Genomic DNA, 16,049 nt, shown 5'->3' with positions numbered 1-16,049 from the left:
TCCGGTGGCGGGCGCAAGTCTGTGCGAACACACCAATGCGGAGCGTGTCCGGGGCCTTCCTGTGGGCACGCGCCGACCGTCCGCCGGGCACCCTGTCAAGGTGCCCGGCGGACGGTCGTACGTTCCGTGACCGAAAAGAGCCCGCGCGCGACCGGCGCCTGAGACCGGCGCGCGCCCCCGCACGCTGTCAGGCGCGGCGGGCCTCGGCCATCCGCTGCTCGGCGAGCCTGTCGGCCGCCGCGGCCGGAGGGATCCCGTCTTCCTTTGCGCGTGCGAAGATCGCCGACGTGGTGTCGAAGATCTTCGTCGCCTTGACCTTGCACCGGTCGAAGTCGAAGCCGTGGAGCTCGTCCGCGACCTGGATGACCCCGCCCGCGTTGACGACGTAGTCGGGCGCGTAGAGGATGCCGCGCTCCTCCAGGTCCTTCTCGACACCGGGGTGCGCGAGCTGGTTGTTGGCCGCGCCGCACACGATCCTCGCCGTCAGGACGGGCACCGTGTCGTCGTTGAGGGCGCCGCCGAGCGCGCACGGCGCGTAGACGTCCAGGCCCTCGGTGCGGATCAGCGCGTCCGTGTCCGCGGCCACCCTGACCTGCGGGAACTTGTCGGTGATCCGGCGTACCGACTCCTCGCGCACATCGGTGATCACGACCTCGGCGCCGTCCTGCACCAGGTGCTCGACCAGGTAGTGGCCGACCTTGCCGACACCGGCGACGCCGACCACGCGGCCGCGCAGCGTGGGGTCGCCCCACACGTGCTGGGCGGAGGCGCGCATGCCCTGGAAGACACCGAACGCGGTGAGGACCGACGAGTCGCCGGCGCCGCCGTTCTCGGGGGACCGGCCGGTCGTCCAGCGGCACTCGCGGGCGACGACGTCCATGTCGGCGACGTACGTGCCGACGTCGCAGGCCGTGACGTACCGGCCGCCGAGGGACGCCACCATCCGGCCGTAGGCCAGCAGCAGTTCCTCGGTCTTGATCAGCTCCGGGTCACCGATGATCACGGCCTTGCCGCCGCCGTGCTCCAGACCGGCCAGGGCGTTCTTGTACGACATCCCCCGCGACAGGTTCAGCGCGTCGAGGACGGCCTCCTCCTCGGATGCGTACGGGTAGAAGCGGGTGCCGCCGAGGGCGGGGCCCAGGGCGGTCGAGTGGATGGCGATGACGGCCTTCAGGCCGGAGGCGCGGTCCTGGCACAGCACGACTTGCTCGTGGCCCCCCTGCTCCGAACGGAACAGGGTGTGCAGGACGCCGTCGGTCACATCGGTCACGGTGGTGACTCCCAAGTACGAAGCGGCGATGTCGGCCCCCCTAGGGGTGGGGAGGGACCTGTTCGGCAAGAGATTAAGTGCTACCTGGGCGTAGGTCCGACGCAGTGCTCAGGATCACCCTCAGGGGTGCGGTCGCGTGGAAGGATTCGGCGCATGCCGGCTGTCTCCTCGGTCCTCGTTCCCTACGCCTCCTACCTGCGCGTGTACGAGCCCCTGGCCGCCTTCCCCGAGCCCGAGCGCGCCCACTGGGCCCGCTACGCGGAGCGCGCGCTGCGCGGCGGGGCGCCCACGGCGCAGGACGAGCTCCGGCGCGCGCTCGCCGACCTGGTGCCGACACCGCCGGTGCCCGTACCGGTGCACGAGAGCGGCGACGCGTTCGTCGTGGAGGCGGGCGGGTCGGTGTGCGTCTGCCCGTGGCGCACGCGGCTGCGGGCCTGGCTGGCGCTGGAGGAGCTGGACCAGCTGCTGCCGCGGACCGTGCTGGACGCGGCGCTGCCGCCGGTGGTGCGCGGGCAGGCTGAGGCGGACCGCGAGCGGTGGCGTGCGCGGAACCCGGACGCGCGGCCGTGGATCAGGAGCGCGGTGTGGCAGGTGCCGGTGCGCTGGTTCGTGCTGTTCGCCGACGAGGAGCGCGAGTACGTCCCCGTCGGCGCGGCGTCCGGGAAGGCGCCGGTGCTGCGGTACCGGACGCCGATGGTGGAGGCGCGGCGGCGGGTGGCGCGGTCGCTGCGGACGCTGCGCGAGTCGATCGACGAGGGCCCGCTGACCGAGGGCCTGGTCGACGTGGGGCGGTGGCTGGAGGAGTTCCACCCGCGTTCGCTGGTGGAGCTGGACTACGGCGGCCTGGTGCACGCCCTGCCCGCCGAGCTGCTGGCCGGGGACCGGTCCGTGGCGGACGTCACTGCCGGGATCGCCGCGCTGCGGGACGGGGACGAGGCGGCCGCGGAGAAGGCGTACGGGCGGCTCGCGGAGCGGTGGCGCGCGGTGCGCGACCGGCAGTTCGCCAACTGAACCGAAAATTCCCCAGTTGGGGCTGTTGCGCCGAAGCCTGTTGCACCTGAGTCTTGTGTGACGTCAGGGAACGAAGGACCACGGTCCCGAACCGGGCCTTTGTCTCAAGGGTGATGGATCGCACTAACAGCGGCTCTTGCGTCCATCGCCCAACCTCATGCCAAAATAGGACAAGGAGTCCGGGGAGGGCTCCTTCCGTCCAAGTTTGGGCGGAAGGCTCAGCATTGCACGCTATGGGGGGTCTGGTGGCTCCTGATCGCTCTGTGACTGATCGTCACTGTGACGTGACTGTCCGCTATGGCATGGTCCATCGGCTTCCGCCGCTGATGGACACCTGAGAGGGCAATTCCATCGGTTTGGCCGAACGTGGCTGGACAGATGGTGTAGTTGTAGTGCCGAGGACAAGCCGTTCGTCCTATAACCGACTCGGCCCGCGTCCGCCATTTCGGGCAACGCGGGTCAAGGTGCAGAATTTAGAGGAAAGAACCGAGAACGTCGGTTCTCCCGAGGAGGCCGCTCATGACCGCTCGCACCCCTGATGCTGAGCCGCTGCTGACCCCCGCTGAGGTTGCCACGATGTTCCGCGTGGACCCGAAGACGGTGACCCGCTGGGCGAAGGCCGGCAAGCTCACGTCCATCCGCACGCTGGGTGGACACCGCCGGTACCGCGAGGCAGAGGTCCGTGCGCTGCTCGCGGGTATTCCGCAGCAGCGCAGCGAGGCCTGAACACCCCTGTAGACCGGGCTTTTCCGGGTCCCCCAACCCGGTCCGCCCACCCCGAGCACCACTGACGACACCCCGCCCCAACGGGCTGACGTCACCGATCGCGCTGGACTCCGCCGGGTCCGGCGCGGTCTTTTTTATGGGCGGGGGTGGGGGGTTTGTGGGGGTGCAATTGCACGTATTAAATGGGGCGGGTGTAGGGATGGGATAAGTGAAGCGGTTTCTCGAACGAGTTCCGTGACTCGCGTCACACGGATGCGGGCCCTTCGCGGGCCCCGCGCGAGCCCGCCCCACCCTCCCGCACCCGAGCCGGCCCCCCGACGAACCGTCAGTTCCCCCGTAGGTTCACTCCCTGCGGCCCTGTACGCGCCCGCCCCTGGCCTGCCGGCCACCCCGGCGGGTCCCCGCCTCAGGCCCCGCACCTGGCCTGTCGGCCACCCCGTACGAACCTCTGCGGCCCCGCGCCCGCATCCGCCCTGCCCTAGGGGCCCGTGCGTTCCGCGCCTGCTCCTGCGGCCCGGCCCGCCGCAGTCCCGCGCTGCCTTGTCGCCGTACCCGTCAGGCCGTACCGCCCTACGGGCCAACCCGCTAAGAGGCACCCGCCGCTCCCTGCCCTGCGGGCCGTTTCCGCTGTAGGCCCGGCCGCCCGTGCGGGCGCTGCGGCGCGCGTCCGCCCCGCCGTGGGCATGCGCTCCCGCCGGGGCGGAACGGGTGGGCACAGCGGACGTGCCGGATGCCGGTCCCAGCGCCTGCCGCACAGGCGCGCACCCTCCCCGCGCGGGCCCCGTGTCCTGGGCCTGTCGCACAGGCGCGCAACCTCCCGGGCGGGGCACCCCGTTGTGCCCACCCGTCCCGCCCTGCGGGGCGCCTGCCCACAACGGAGGCGGGCCCCGTGTCCTGTGCCCACCGCAGCGGTGGGCACAACGGGGGCGGCCTCCGTGTCGTGTGCCTGCGGTGCGCGACCACGTGGGCGCGGCAGCCGGTTGTACCCGCCCGTCCCGCCGTGCGGGGCGCCTGCCGGAGTGGGTGGGGCCGCGGGACGGCGCAGTTCTCCGGAGGGGTGGGAGCATGCGGGGGTGAGTGTTGTTGACGCGCGTCCCTCCGACGCCACCCTCGACTTCCTGCGCGCCGCCTTTCCCCCCGAGTGGCGCGAACCCCCGCTCGGACAGGAGGCCGTTGCCGCGTGGGAGGCGGAGCACCGCGTGGCGCTCCCGGAGCCGTACCGGACCTTCGCCGCGGAGGTGAGCAACGGCTCGGGCCTCGGTCCCGCCGCGGACGGCGGGCTCCAGCCGCTCGGGTGGCTGCCTGACAGCTGGCCCGACCTCGGGCCGCGGCAGCCGGGCGAGCCGTTCCCGCTGGACGCCGCCTGGGTCTGGGAGGACGACGAGACCGTCGATCCGGACGACGACCCGCGGACCGACGCCGCGTACAACCAGGGTTCCGTGGTGCCCGGGTCCGAGGACGGGCTGTCGTTCTGGCTCCTGCTGACCGCCGGGCCCCGCCGGGGCGAGGTGTGGATGGTGGCCGACGTCGGGGCGGTACCGGCGCCCGGGGACCGCGCGTGGGGCTTCGAGGAGTGGGTGCGGCACTGGCACGCCGGTGAGGACTGGTGGGGGTGAAGCAGGGCGCCCACGCCGCGTCCGGCCGTGGCGGCCTGATCGTCTTTCTGAACGGGACCTCCAGTTCGGGCAAGTCCAGCATCGCCAGGGAGCTGTTGGGGGTCCTGGACGGGCCCTACTTCCACCTGCCGGTGGACGCGTTCCACGCGATGCGCAGCCGCCGGGAGGTCCCTCCGGAGGAGCTGCCCGGCGTCCTGCGGCGCACCTGGGCGGGCTTTCACCGGGCGGTCGCCGGCATGGCCGCCGCGGGGAACAACGTCGTGGTCGACCACGTGCTGAGCGAGGAGTGGCGTCTGCTGGACTGCCTGGACCTCTTCGACGCCCGGGACGTCGTCCTCGTCGGCGTACGGTGCTCGCCGGAGGAGCTCCAGCGGCGTGAGCGGGAGCGCGGTGACCGCCCGGCCGGTCTCGCGGCCCGGCAGCTCCAGCGGGTCCACGCGCACGGCCTGTACGACATCGAGTGCGACACGACCACGGTGAGCCCGCTCGACTGCGCCCGGCGGATCAGCGCCTTCCTGCCGCGACGGCCGCAGCCGACCGCGTTTCAGCAGCTCCGCACCCGGCTGCTTCCCGACCGCTGAAACGGCCGCTGAAACGACCGAGGCCCGCACCAGCGGTGCGGGCCTCGGGTTTTGCGGTCCTGACGGGATTTGAACCCGCGGCCTCCACCTTGACAGGGTGGCGAGCACTCCAAACTGCTCCACAGGACCAGGTTTCGCAGCCGTTCGCTCCTTGGCTGCGAGAGAGACTCTACAGCAGCTCGGACCGTGCGGTCGAACTCACCCACGGCGACCGCGTGATCACGGCGCCGCCGCGTCGATCGCCTTCACGATCCGCTTGTCCGACACCGGGTACGCCGTGCCCAGCGCGTGCGCGAAGTAGCTGACCCGCAGCTCCTCGATCATCCAGCGGATGTCCAGGACCTCCTGCGGCACCGGGCGCCCCTTCGGGAACTGCTCCAGCAGCCACGCGTACTCGTCCCGCATCTCGTGGACCTTCTCCATGCGGGTCGTGTCCCGCTGCACTGACGTCGGCATCTGCTGGAGCCGGCGGTCCACCGCCACCAGGTACCGCATCAGGTCCGGCAGCCGCCGCAGGCCCGTCGCCGTGACGAACCCGGGCGGCATGAGCGCCGCGAGCTGCTCCCGTACGTCCTGGACGTTGGCCACCAGCGCCAGGCTGCTGGTGGCCTTCAGGCGGCGCTCGCACGCCTGCCAGGCGGCCAGGATCTGCTGCACCTGGTCAACCGTCCGCACGGTCAGCTCGACGAGGTCGGCGCGGACCTCGTCGTACAGCTTCCGGTACGACGCCTCGTCCCACGCCGGGCCGCCGCGGTCGGCGATCAGCCGGTCCGCCGCCGCCGTCGCGCAGTCCTCGAAGAGGGCCTGGACCGAGCCGTGCGGATTGCGGGACAGGGCGAGCTTCTGCTGGTTCGTCAGCCGGTCGGAGGCGAACTTCGCCGGGTTCACCGGGATGTTCAGCATGATCAGCTTCCGGGTGCCCCGCCACATCGCCCGCGCCTGCTCGGCCTCCGTGTCGAAGAGGCGTACGGCGACGCTCTCGCCCTGGTCGACCAGCGCCGGGTACGCCTTCACGGGCTGGCCCGCCCGGCGGGTCTCGAAGACGCGCGTGAGCGTGCCGATCGTCCAGTCCGTCAGGCCCGTGCGCTCCAGCGACTGGCCCTGCCCCGAGGGGCCCGCCGTGGCGGCCGCCGCGGCCTTCGACAGGGCCTGGCGGGCCTTGGGCCGCAGCCTCAGCTTCAGCGTCTCCAGGTCCTTGTCCTCGGCGAGCTTCCGGCGCCGCTCGTCCACGATCCGGAACGTGATCTTCAGGTGGTCGGGGACCTTCGCCCAGTCGAAGTCGTCCGCCGCCACCGGGACGCCCACCATGCGCTTCAGCTCCCGCGCCAGCACGGCCGCCAGGGGCTCCGCGCTGGGCGCCGCCGTGTCCAGGAACCGCTTCGCGAAGTTCGGCGCCGGTACGTAGTTGCGGCGGATCGGCTTCGGGAGGGAGCGGATCAGCTCCGTCACGACCTCCTCGCGCAGGCCCGGGATCTGCCAGTCGAAGCCCTCGTCGGTGACCTGGTTCAGCACCTGGAGCGGGATGTGGACGGTGACGCCGTCCGCGTCGGCGCCCGGCTCGAACTGGTACGTCACACGGAACTTGAGCGGGCCCTGCCGCCACGAGTCGGGGTAGTCGGCCTTGGTGACCGCGCCCGCCTTCTCGTTGATGAGCATCTCCCGCTCGAAGTCGAGCAGTTCGGGCTCGTCGCGCCGCTTGTGCTTCCACCACGAGTCGAAGTGCGCGCCCGACACGACGTGCTCGGGGACCCGCTGGTCGTAGAAGTCGAACAGTGTCTCGTCGTCCACGAGGATGTCGCGGCGCCGCGCCCGGTGCTCCAGCTCCTCGACCTCGGTGAGCAGCTTCCGGTTGTCGGCGAAGAACTTGTGGTGGGTGCGCCAGTCGCCCTCCACCAGGGCGTGCCGGATGAACAGCTCGCGGGACACCTCCGGGTCGATGCGCCCGTAGTTGACCTTCCGCTGGGCGACGATCGGCACGCCGTACAGCGTCACCTTCTCGTACGCCATGACGGCCGCCTGGTCCTTCTCCCAGTGCGGCTCCGAGTACGCGCGCTTCAGCAGGTGCCCGGCGAGCGGCTCGATCCACTCGGGCTCGATCTTCGCGTTGACCCGCGCCCAGAGCCGGGACGTCTCGACCAGCTCGGCCGACATCACGAACCGCGGCGGCTTCTTGAACAGCGCCGAGCCGGGGAAGATCGCGAACTTGGCGTTCCGCGCGCCCAGGTACTCGTTCTTCGCCGAGTTCTTCCCGCCCTCCCCCCCGGCGTTCTTGACGTCCTTCATGCCCACGTGGGACAGCAGGCCCGCGAGGAGCGAGACATGGACCTGCTGGTCCCCCGCGTCGTCCTCGTTGAGGTGGAGGCCCATCTGCTTGGCGACCGTGCGCAGCTGGCTGTAGATGTCCTGCCACTCGCGGATGCGCAGGTAGTTGAGGTACTCCGACTTGCACATGCGGCGGAACGCCGACGACGACAGCGCCTTCTGCTGCTCGCGGATGTATCGCCACAGGTTCAGGAAGGCGAGGAAGTCGGACGTCTCGTCCTTGAAGCGGGCGTGCTGCTGGTCGGCCTGCGCCTGCTTCTCGGCGGGCCGCTCGCGCGGGTCCTGGATGGACAGGGCCGCCGCGATGACCATGACCTCGCGGACGCAGCCGTTCTTGTCGGCCTCCAGCACCATGCGCGCCAGCCGCGGGTCGACGGGCAGCTGGGCGAGCTTCCGGCCGAGCGGGGTGAGGCGCTTCTTCGGGTCCTTCTGCGCCGGGTCCAGCGCGCCGAGCTCCTGGAGGAGCTGCACGCCGTCGCGGATGTTGCGGTGGTCCGGCGGATCGATGAAGGGGAACTTCTCGATGTCGCCGAGGCCCGCCGCGGTCATCTGGAGGATGACGGAGGCCAGGTTCGTACGGAGGATCTCGGCGTCCGTGAACTCGGGACGGGCGAGGAAGTCGTCCTCCGAGTACAGCCGGATGCAGATGCCGTCGCTGGTGCGTCCGCAGCGGCCCTTGCGCTGGTTGGCGCTGGCCTGGCTGACCGGCTCGATCGGCAGCCGCTGCACCTTCGTGCGGTGGCTGTAGCGGGAGATCCGGGCCGTGCCGGGGTCGATGACGTACTTGATGCCGGGGACCGTCAGGGACGTCTCGGCCACGTTGGTCGCGAGGACGACGCGGCGGCCGGAGTGCTGCTGGAACACGCGGTGCTGCTCGGCGTGCGACAGGCGCGCGTACAGCGGCAGGATCTCGGTGTTCCGCAGTTTCTTCTTCAGCAGCGCGTCCGCCGTGTCGCGGATCTCCCGTTCGCCGGAGAGGAACACCAGGATGTCGCCGGGGCCCTCCGCCTGGAGCTCGTCCACGGCGTCGCAGATCGCGGTGATCTGGTCGCGGTCCGCCTCCTCGGAGTCCTCCTCCAGCAGCGGCCTGTACCGCACCTCCACCGGGTACGTGCGGCCGCTGACCTCCACGATCGGCGCGTCCCCGAAATGCCGGGAGAACCGCTCCGGGTCGATGGTCGCGGAGGTGATCACGACCTTCAGGTCGGGGCGCCTGGGCAGCAGCTGGGCCAGGTAGCCGAGCAGGAAGTCGATGTTGAGGCTGCGCTCGTGGGCCTCGTCGATGATGATCGTGTCGTACGCGCGCAGCTCGCGGTCCGTCTGGATCTCCGCGAGCAGGATGCCGTCCGTCATCAGCTTCACGAACGTGTCGGAGCCGACCTGGTCGGTGAACCGCACCTTCCAGCCGACCGCCTCGCCGAGTGGCGTCCGCAGCTCCTCGGCGACGCGCTCCGCGACCGTGCGGGCCGCGATCCGGCGGGGCTGCGTGTGGCCGATCATGCCGCGCACGCCCCGGCCCAGCTCCAGGCAGATCTTGGGGATCTGCGTGGTCTTGCCGGAGCCCGTCTCACCGGCGACGATCACGACCTGGTGGTCGCGTATCGCCTCCAGGATCTCGTCCTTCTTCTGGCTGACGGGCAGCTGCTCGGGATACGTGACCTCGGGCACGCGGGACGCCCGCTCGGCGGTGCGGGCCGCCGCCTTCGCCGCCTCGGCGGCGATCTCGTCCAGCACGGCCTGCCTGGCCTCGGGCTTACGGATGCGGCGGGCGCCTTCGAGACGGCGGCCGAGCCGGTGGGCGTCGCGCAGCGAGACCTCGGTCAGCAGGGTCTGGAGGTCGGCGAGGGAAGTAGACATACCGTGTCCCAGGATCTCACCCGCGGGTCGGGGGTGGCGAACCCATTTCCCCGTACCATTTCGGGCGAGCCGATCAGCTGATCACCAGGCCCCGACCAGGAAGGCGCCCGCCCGATGCCCCGTACCGATGCCAGGCGGCGCGGCGGGGCGGTGACGTGCGGCGTACGAGGCGCGTGGGGCCTGGTGCTGGTGGTGCTTGTGCTCTGTGTGTGCCCGGGGGCGGCCGGGGAGCGGTCGTACGGCGAGCCGGGGTCCGGCGACCGTACGCGTGCCGCCGCCGACGTCCCCTACGCCGCCGTGAGCCACGCCCTGTACCCGGTGGCCGCCCCCGCCCATGGCGACGGGCGCCCGCCCGGCTGCCGGGACGACTCCGGCACCCGCGACGGCGGCCTGGCCCCGGCCGCTCCGCCGCGCACCCTGACGCTCGCCGACCTGCTCCCCGCCCCGCCCGACGCGCGGGGCGGCGGGGGCTGCGCCGGATGGGCGGCGTTCGAGTCCGCCGCCACGGGCCCGGAGCGGGCCCCGCTCGCGCTCGTACCGCCGTCCCCGATGGACCTGTCGATCCTGCGCGTGTAGAGGCGCCGTCCGTGGCGACTTCCCGCCACACCGCCGTACCGCCGCATCTCTCCTTCCTCCACCACCACACCGCAGGAGCACACGCGTGTCCACGAATCCCTCTCCTTCCTCTTCCTCCTCCTCTTCCGCTTCCTTGAAGCCGTACGCCATCGGGGCGGGGGTCGCGGTCGCCGCCGGGCTGCTGGCCTTCGCCTCGTACGCGGCCACCAAGCCCGCCGACCGGGACGCCACCGAGGCCGCCCCCGCCGCGCCGGTCTCCGCGCCCGCCTCCGCCCCGTCCGACGCCGCTCCCTCCGCGGCCCCGGGCGCGCAGGAGGGCCTCTACGCCGAGGCGGCGAAGCTGGCGCGCCGCGACGCGAAGGACACCCTCGCGGCCGGTCGCGCCGACGCCCCGGTCGTCCTCATCGAGTACGCCGACTTCCAGTGCGGGTACTGCGGCAAGTTCGCCCGCGACACCGAGCCCGCGCTGATGGAGAAGTACGTCGAGAAGGGTGTGCTGCGCATCGAGTGGCGGAACTTCCCGATCTTCGGCGAGGACTCCGAGCGGGTCGCCCGGGCCGCGTGGGCGGCGGGGCAGCAGGGCCGGTTCTGGGAGTTCCACCGGGCCGCTTACGCCGAGGACGCCAAGGAGAAAGGCTTCGGCAAGGACCAGTTGACCGTCCTCGCGCGCGAGGCGGGCGTCAAGGACCTCGCGCGGTTCGGCCGCGACCTGGACGGCGCGGCGGCCCGCCAGGCCGTGAAGCGGGACCAGGACGAGGGCTTCGCGCTGGGCGTGGCGTCCACGCCGTCGTTCCTCATCAACGGACGGCCCGTCTCGGGCGCCCAGCCGCTGGAGACCTTCACGGCCGCGATCGACGAGGCGGCGGCGAAGGCGAAGGCCGGCCGGTGACGAACGTCGGCTACCTGGCCGCGTTCCTGGGCGGCCTGCTGGCGCTGGTCAGTCCGTGCAGCGCGCTGCTGCTGCCGGCGTTCTTCGCGTACTCGATCGACTCCAGGGCCCGGCTCCTCGCCCGTACCGGCATCTTCTACGCGGGCCTGGCGACGACGCTGGTGCCGCTGGGCGCGGCCGGTTCGCTGGCGGGACGGTTCTTCTACGGCAACCGGGACCTGCTGGTCACGACCGGCGGCTGGCTGATCATCGTGCTGGGCGTGGCGCAGGTGCTGGGCATGGGGTTCGCGCCGCGCCGCCTGGCCGAGGCGAGCGGCCGCATCCGCCCCACGACGGCGGTGTCCGTGTACGCGCTGGGGATGGTGTACGGGCTGGCGGGCTTCTGCGCGGGGCCGATCCTGGGCGGGGTGCTGACGGTGGCGGCGCTGGGCGGCAGCGCGGTGTACGGCGGGCTGCTGCTGGCGGTGTACGCGCTGGGCATGGCGGTGCCGCTGTTCGTACTGGCGCTGCTGTGGGAGCGGTACGAGCTGGGGCGGCGGGTGTGGCTGCGCGGGCGGGTGGTGCGGCTGGTCCGGCCGGGACAGTCGGGGTGGCCGGGCCGGTTGAGCCGCGTGGAGCTGCACACGACGTCGCTGTTGTCGGGTGCCTTCTTCGTGCTGCTGGGCGTACTGTTCCTGGCCTTCGACGGCACGAGCGCCCTGCCGGGCCCGCTCTCCGTGGACGCCTCGTTCGAGGTGGAGCGGTGGGCGTCGCGGGCGGGCGGCGCGGTGCCGGACTGGATGCTGCTGATGACCGTGGTCGCGGTCGTCGCGGTAATCCTGGGCGTACGGGGCTGGCGGGGACGCGAGCGGGCCTGACGGCTGGGGCCCGGGACCGGGCAGTCGGTGGGCGCCGGGCTGATGGTGGCCGCCGGGCCCGGTGGTCAGGCGCCGGGCCTGCTGGTCCGGCGGCCGGGCCCGGTCAGGCGCCGCCGCCGAGGACCTCGCCGACGATCTCCGTGACGCGGTGCTTCCACTTGTGCCAGCGGCCGCAGTACTGCTTCGGGAACCAGCGGCGGGTCTGCGCCACCGGCTTGTGGCACCACTTGCACGGGACGACGACCGGCCCCCGGTGCTGTGGCTGTCCCTGCTGGCCGTGCCGGCCCTGCTGGTTCTGGTGTGCGAACTCCCCCATGGCGCCCGACTTTAGCGGCCGGCCTCGCGGCGGCGGGCTCCCGGGCGGCGCGGCGCCCCCGACGTCGTACGGCCCGACCGGTGAGAGCGGTCGGGCCGTACGTACGTGGGCTCGGCGGGCCGGAATCGCGCCGGGACGGGTGCCGTCAGGTGCGGTCCGTCGGGTGGGCGCCGGTCCCCGTGCCGGGGCTGGTGCCACGGTGCGAGGCGCCGCCCGTCTTGGACTTGCGGGGAATCAGCCCCAGCAGACCCAGCAGCCCGAGCAGGCCCCACAGGCCCCACCCGCCGCCGTCGTCATCGTCCCGGGCGGTGTCCGCGGCCAGCGTGTGTCCCTGCGCCGGGGCGGTCGTCACGACGGAGGTCTGTGCCGCGGGGGGCTGGGCCGCGGCGGCGGTGGCCGTGGCGGGACCCGCGAGCAGTGCGGCGGCCAGAAGCGCGCCGGCAGTGGTGCGTCGCATGGCTTCTCCTTTGCTGGTCATCGGTTCGGGCCCTGCTTGGGGCCGCGTCCGTGTTCGGTGCCACGTCCGCGCTCGGACTGGCCGTCGTCGTACTCGATCTTCTCCTTGCGGACCTGGCCGGTGACGTCCTGCTGCTCGGTGACCTTCTCGGTCTCCATGCGGACGCGCTCGACGGGGACGTTCTTCTTGCTCACCGTCGGGCGCTCGGCGTGCAGGGTGACCTCCTGCTCGGCGTCCTCGATGCGGGACTCGCGCTCCCCGGGCCGGATGGGCTCGCGCACCACCCGGACCTCCTCGTGGGTGACCGGCACGCGGGTCGTCACGTCCTCCGTGACGACGTACTTGCGCAGCCGGGCGCGCCCGGACTCGTACTCCTCCATGCCGACCTGGAGCTGCTCCTCGGAGCGGGTCATGCCCTCGTCCTCGCGGCCGCGCATCGCGGTGGCGGGCTCGCGCTGGTCGCGTGCGTGGCGGCCGCGAGTGCCTTCCATGCCCGCCGTACCGGCGGCCATGCCGCCCGCCGCCATGCCCGTGGTGCCCGTGGTGCCCGCGGTGCCGGTCCTGCCCTGGGCGGTGCCGGTGCTGCCGGGGGTGAGCTGGTAGTGGCGGTAGAGCCGCTGTTCCTCGGAGGGGTCGAGGTGTTCGTCGGCGTCGAGTCGAGGGGCGTCCTTCACCGTGTCCTTGGTGTACGGCACGTGGAGGTCGGCGCCCTGACGGCGGGCGCCGGACAGGGGGACGAAGGTCTCCTTGGTGCCGAACATACCGGTCTTGACGGTGACCCACTCCGGGGTGCCGAGCCGGTCGTCCACGTACACCTGGCCGATCGTGCCGATCTTCTCGCCATTCGAGTCGTAGGCCGTCGCGCCCTGGAGTCCTTCCACGGGGAACGCCTTCTCGTTCTGGGCCATGCTGGATTCCTCCCTAGCTGGGGGACCGGCCTCCGAGACAGCGCGAGTGAGGGCGCGTGTGATGGGCCGGACCCTGGCTCCATTGCCGGTGACCGCGGAACGCCCTGCAACTCGGGCGGCGCCGAAAGGGCCTGGGCAGCGAGCCCCCCGTAGCCCCGCTCACGGCCCGACCGGCACCCGGGCGTCATTGCTCCGAACGGGTGAGTCACCCGGGGTCACCCCTGTGTCGGCGGACCGGCCGTGTCGGCGGACCGGCCGTGTCGGCTGTAGCCGCTGTACCGGCCGCACCGGTGTCATCCGGAGGCCGTACCGGCGAGGCGGAGCGTCCAGCGGCGTGAGGCGTCCGTGTCGCAGGTGAACTGCACGAGCCGGATGTTGTTCTCGGTGGAGCGGCCTCCGGCGACGGTGGCGCACTTGCCCGTCTGGACGTTGACGAGCTGGTAGGAGTTGCCGTTCCAGTTGGTGACGCGCCAGCGGCGCGAGGGGTCGTTGTCGCAGGTGAACTGGACCAGGTTGACGTTGTTCTCCGTGGACCTGCCCCCGGCGACGGTCGCGCACTTCCGCGTCTGGACGTTGACGAGCTGGTAGGAGGTGCCGTCCCAGTTGGTGACCCGCCAGCGCCGCGACGGGTCCGTGTCGCAGGAGAACTGGAGCAGTTCGACGTTGTTCTCGGTGGACCGGCCGCCCGCGAGGGTCGCGCACTTGCCGGTCTGGAGGTTCCGTATCTGGAAGCTGCCGCCCGAGATCTGCGGCGCGGCGTTGTCGGCCGTGACGGCACGGGCGGACGCCGGGGAGGGCAGGAGCATGACACCACCGGCGAGCAGGGCGGTCGAAGCGGTCACGACGCGGCGCGACCGGGTGTTCTTGCGCATGGGAGTGCTTCTCTCTTGATCGGGTGATCCAGGGGGAGAGGCGGAAGTGTCCTTCGTACGGGCACGCGCGGTCGCGGCCACGACGGGGGGAGAGACGTGGGGCGGCTCGGTGGCCAGGAGGCCGGCTCGACAGCCGTACGGCCCCGGAGGGGTGCTGCACCCCGGCCACGGAACGGCCGCACCTCCACTATCAGCGCCCCCCCGATGCCCTGCAACCGGGTGACAGCGCGCGTACGGACGGCCTGCCCGGGGAACGGCGAAAGGCCCCGTTCTGGGAACGGGGCCTTTCGGCTGGTGGCTGGGGCCGGGGTCGAACCGGCGACCTTCCGCTTTTCAGGCCGTGTCTGACATGGCGGTTAGCCGGTCTGGGAGGCAGCAAGTGCCTGCCGTTGTCCGTCTTTGTGCGCCGCTGTTGGCGTACGGGTTGGCGTACGCCAACACATGGGTGACCATCTGTGTGGGCCTCAGTCGGACCGTGAGGCACGGGGGACTGGCGCATCCCGGTTCACTCGCCGCTGATACAGCGCCCCGGACCTGCGATGAGGAAGATCTACGATCCGCACCAACTCGAAGCCGTGTTCCTCGTAGTAGCGGTGCAGGCCGGAGTTGTCCTTCCACGCGTCCAGCCGAAGCCACGTTTTGCCAGCGTCCCGCGCCTGCCCTGCCGCCCAATCCAGCAGCACCGCGCCGAGACCCTCACCGCTCGCCTCACGGCTGACGGCCATGCGGTGGACGTACAAGGCGGTCTCTGGTCGGTCGTCTGCCGTCCAGAACTCAGGGTCGGCAAAGTCGTCCACCTGCAACGTGCCCGCAGGCTTGTCGTTCCGGAAGGCCAAGTAGCAGTCGCCTCGCTCCAAGGCGCGCGTGATGCGGTCGGTGTGCGGCGGGTACTGCCACTGGTCGATGCCCCGTGCGGCCAACCATGCGGAAGCCTCCTTGAGTAGCCCTTCCACGACTTCCAGCTCATCTGGCCCAGCAGCCCTGACAACCACGTCGTTCACGGAGCCTCCTCGCGGAACAGTTCGTGAGAGATCACGTGCCTGTCGCCGGGAAGCACGGTGATCGCAACACGGACGGGTTTGCCCTCCTCGGTGAAGCCAGTGAGCAGGTGGTATCCGACCGGCGTTCCCGGCCCCAGGTCGAGGCGCCTGCTCTCGTCAGGTGTCGGCATGCGCACGTACAGCTCCGTGAGCGCCCTGACCTGTCGGTGCCCCAGTTCGGCGAGAACTTCGTTCGCACCGCGCGTGATGTCCTCCGGCCTCATGATCTCGGAGTCGCGCACCAGGTCCAGCGGGAAGTAACTGTCGTTGATGTTGAAGGGTTCGCCATCCAGGTAGCGCACCCGCTTGCGCACCGCCACGAGGGCGCCGGGCTGAAGGTGTAGCCGCTTGGCCACTTCCGCCGGCGGTTCCACGATGGCCACTTCGATCAACTGGCGCGGCTCTCTACCCTCGGCGGAGAACTCCGTCATGAAGGCGTCCATCTCCTTGCTGTGCGGACGCTTCCGGAACTCTGCCTGCGGCCTGAAGACCATGGGCTGACGACGGCGAACGAAGTGCCCCTGAGGCCGAGCGGACACCACGAGCCCCTCGTTTACGAGCAAGCCCAGGGCCTTCCTGACGGTCTCACGCGAGACGTCGTACATGGTCCTCAGCTCAGCCTCTGTGGGCAGTTTGGCGTCTGGCGCCAGCCTCCCATCGGCGATCTGCTCGCGGAGCGCGTCCGCGATCTGCTGGTACATCGGGTTCCGCCCGAGCCGCGTCACTGCCATGCCCTCCATGCAATCCCCCG

The 16,049-nt window shown here is 71.6% G+C and carries 15 protein-coding genes and 1 tRNA gene; 7 read left to right on the top strand and 9 right to left on the bottom strand.

Annotated features, from left to right (window positions below):
• Positions 1-187: 187 nt before the first annotated feature.
• The gene (locus J116_RS13285) at positions 188-1,270 is read right to left on the bottom strand and encodes a Leu/Phe/Val dehydrogenase (protein ID WP_023587556.1); all 1,083 of its coding nucleotides are present in this window, start codon (positions 1,268-1,270) and stop codon (positions 188-190) included.
• A gap of 153 nt (positions 1,271-1,423) precedes the next feature.
• Here J116_RS13285 and J116_RS13280 point away from each other — a divergent pair, with 153 nt between their 5' ends.
• The 4 genes from J116_RS13280 (at position 1,424) to J116_RS13265 (ending at position 5,204) form a co-directional block, all read left to right on the top strand.
• On the top strand, positions 1,424-2,281 hold the full coding sequence (locus tag J116_RS13280; RefSeq protein ID WP_023587555.1) for a hypothetical protein: 858 nt from the start codon (positions 1,424-1,426) through the stop codon (positions 2,279-2,281).
• 519 nt (positions 2,282-2,800) lie between these two features.
• On the top strand, positions 2,801-3,007 hold the full coding sequence (gene bldC, locus J116_RS13275; RefSeq protein ID WP_003949541.1) for a developmental transcriptional regulator BldC: 207 nt from the start codon (positions 2,801-2,803) through the stop codon (positions 3,005-3,007).
• 1,073 nt (positions 3,008-4,080) lie between these two features.
• Positions 4,081-4,623, top strand: a complete 543-nt coding sequence (locus J116_RS13270) for a hypothetical protein (RefSeq protein ID WP_023587554.1) — start codon at positions 4,081-4,083, stop codon at positions 4,621-4,623.
• Positions 4,614-5,204: a chloramphenicol phosphotransferase CPT family protein gene (locus J116_RS13265; protein ID WP_023587553.1), complete on the top strand. Its 591-nt coding sequence runs from the start codon at positions 4,614-4,616 to the stop codon at positions 5,202-5,204. The genes J116_RS13270 and J116_RS13265 overlap by 10 nt, the downstream gene beginning before the upstream one ends.
• Positions 5,205-5,258: 54 nt before the next feature.
• Here the strand turns inward: J116_RS13265 and J116_RS13260 are convergent.
• A tRNA-Asp gene (locus J116_RS13260) sits at positions 5,259-5,333 on the bottom strand.
• Positions 5,334-5,423: 90 nt separating this feature from the next.
• Positions 5,424-9,383, bottom strand: coding sequence for an ATP-dependent RNA helicase HrpA (gene hrpA, locus J116_RS13255; RefSeq protein WP_023587552.1), 3,960 nt, complete (start codon positions 9,381-9,383; stop codon positions 5,424-5,426).
• 114 nt (positions 9,384-9,497) lie between these two features.
• Here hrpA and J116_RS13250 point away from each other — a divergent pair, with 114 nt between their 5' ends.
• The 3 genes from J116_RS13250 (at position 9,498) to J116_RS13240 (ending at position 11,705) form a co-directional block, all read left to right on the top strand.
• Positions 9,498-9,959 carry a hypothetical protein gene (locus J116_RS13250; RefSeq protein WP_023587551.1) on the top strand — a complete coding sequence of 154 codons (462 nt, stop codon included), beginning with the start codon at positions 9,498-9,500 and terminating at the stop codon, positions 9,957-9,959.
• An 85-nt stretch (positions 9,960-10,044) separates the two neighbouring features.
• On the top strand, positions 10,045-10,848 hold the full coding sequence (locus tag J116_RS13245; RefSeq protein WP_028964018.1) for a DsbA family protein: 804 nt from the start codon (positions 10,045-10,047) through the stop codon (positions 10,846-10,848).
• Positions 10,845-11,705: a cytochrome c biogenesis CcdA family protein gene (locus tag J116_RS13240; protein ID WP_023587549.1), complete on the top strand. Its 861-nt coding sequence runs from the start codon at positions 10,845-10,847 to the stop codon at positions 11,703-11,705. Before J116_RS13245 ends, J116_RS13240 begins: the two co-directional genes overlap by 4 nt.
• A gap of 103 nt (positions 11,706-11,808) precedes the next feature.
• Here the strand turns inward: J116_RS13240 and J116_RS13235 are convergent, their stop codons facing one another.
• The 6 genes from J116_RS13235 to J116_RS13210 all read right to left on the bottom strand — a co-directional run bounded on the left by J116_RS13235 (position 11,809) and on the right by J116_RS13210 (position 16,029).
• A complete protein-coding gene (locus J116_RS13235) occupies positions 11,809-12,021 on the bottom strand; it encodes a hypothetical protein (protein ID WP_023587548.1) in 213 nt (70 codons plus the stop codon).
• Positions 12,022-12,166: 145 nt separating this feature from the next.
• Positions 12,167-12,478, bottom strand: a complete 312-nt coding sequence (locus J116_RS13230; RefSeq protein ID WP_023587547.1) for a WGxxGxxG family protein — start codon at positions 12,476-12,478, stop codon at positions 12,167-12,169.
• 17 nt (positions 12,479-12,495) lie between these two features.
• A complete protein-coding gene (locus tag J116_RS13225) occupies positions 12,496-13,386 on the bottom strand; it encodes a PRC and DUF2382 domain-containing protein (protein WP_023587546.1) in 891 nt (296 codons plus the stop codon).
• Positions 13,387-13,679: 293 nt separating this feature from the next.
• Positions 13,680-14,258, bottom strand: a complete 579-nt coding sequence (locus J116_RS13220) for an RICIN domain-containing protein (RefSeq protein WP_023587545.1) — start codon at positions 14,256-14,258, stop codon at positions 13,680-13,682.
• A gap of 464 nt (positions 14,259-14,722) precedes the next feature.
• Positions 14,723-15,259 (bottom strand): GNAT family N-acetyltransferase, encoded by a 537-nt coding sequence (locus J116_RS13215; protein ID WP_023587544.1) that lies wholly within the window; start codon positions 15,257-15,259, stop codon positions 14,723-14,725.
• Entirely contained in the window at positions 15,256-16,029 is a 774-nt protein-coding gene (locus tag J116_RS13210) for a GntR family transcriptional regulator (RefSeq protein WP_028964016.1), read from the bottom strand. Before J116_RS13210 ends, J116_RS13215 begins: the two co-directional genes overlap by 4 nt.
• Positions 16,030-16,049: the final 20 nt, after the last annotated feature.

Source organism: Streptomyces thermolilacinus SPC6 (assembly GCF_000478605.2).
Lineage (GTDB): Bacteria > Actinomycetota > Actinomycetes > Streptomycetales > Streptomycetaceae > Streptomyces > Streptomyces thermolilacinus.
Note: the sequence above shows the minus strand (reverse complement) of the source record. Positions and strands in the feature narration are given on the sequence as shown.

Coding starts and splice junctions, on each gene's coding strand:
- bldC (WP_003949541.1), top strand. CDS start 2,801: ATGACCGCTCGCACCCCTGATGCTGAGCCGCTGCTGACCCCCGCTGAG.
- J116_RS13220 (WP_023587545.1), bottom strand. CDS start 14,258: ATGCGCAAGAACACCCGGTCGCGCCGCGTCGTGACCGCTTCGACCGCC.
- J116_RS13210 (WP_028964016.1), bottom strand. CDS start 16,029: ATGGCAGTGACGCGGCTCGGGCGGAACCCGATGTACCAGCAGATCGCG.
- J116_RS13225 (WP_023587546.1), bottom strand. CDS start 13,386: ATGGCCCAGAACGAGAAGGCGTTCCCCGTGGAAGGACTCCAGGGCGCG.
- J116_RS13250 (WP_023587551.1), top strand. CDS start 9,498: ATGCCCCGTACCGATGCCAGGCGGCGCGGCGGGGCGGTGACGTGCGGC.
- J116_RS13230 (WP_023587547.1), bottom strand. CDS start 12,478: ATGCGACGCACCACTGCCGGCGCGCTTCTGGCCGCCGCACTGCTCGCG.
- hrpA (WP_023587552.1), bottom strand. CDS start 9,383: ATGTCTACTTCCCTCGCCGACCTCCAGACCCTGCTGACCGAGGTCTCG.
- J116_RS13235 (WP_023587548.1), bottom strand. CDS start 12,021: ATGGGGGAGTTCGCACACCAGAACCAGCAGGGCCGGCACGGCCAGCAG.
- J116_RS13280 (WP_023587555.1), top strand. CDS start 1,424: ATGCCGGCTGTCTCCTCGGTCCTCGTTCCCTACGCCTCCTACCTGCGC.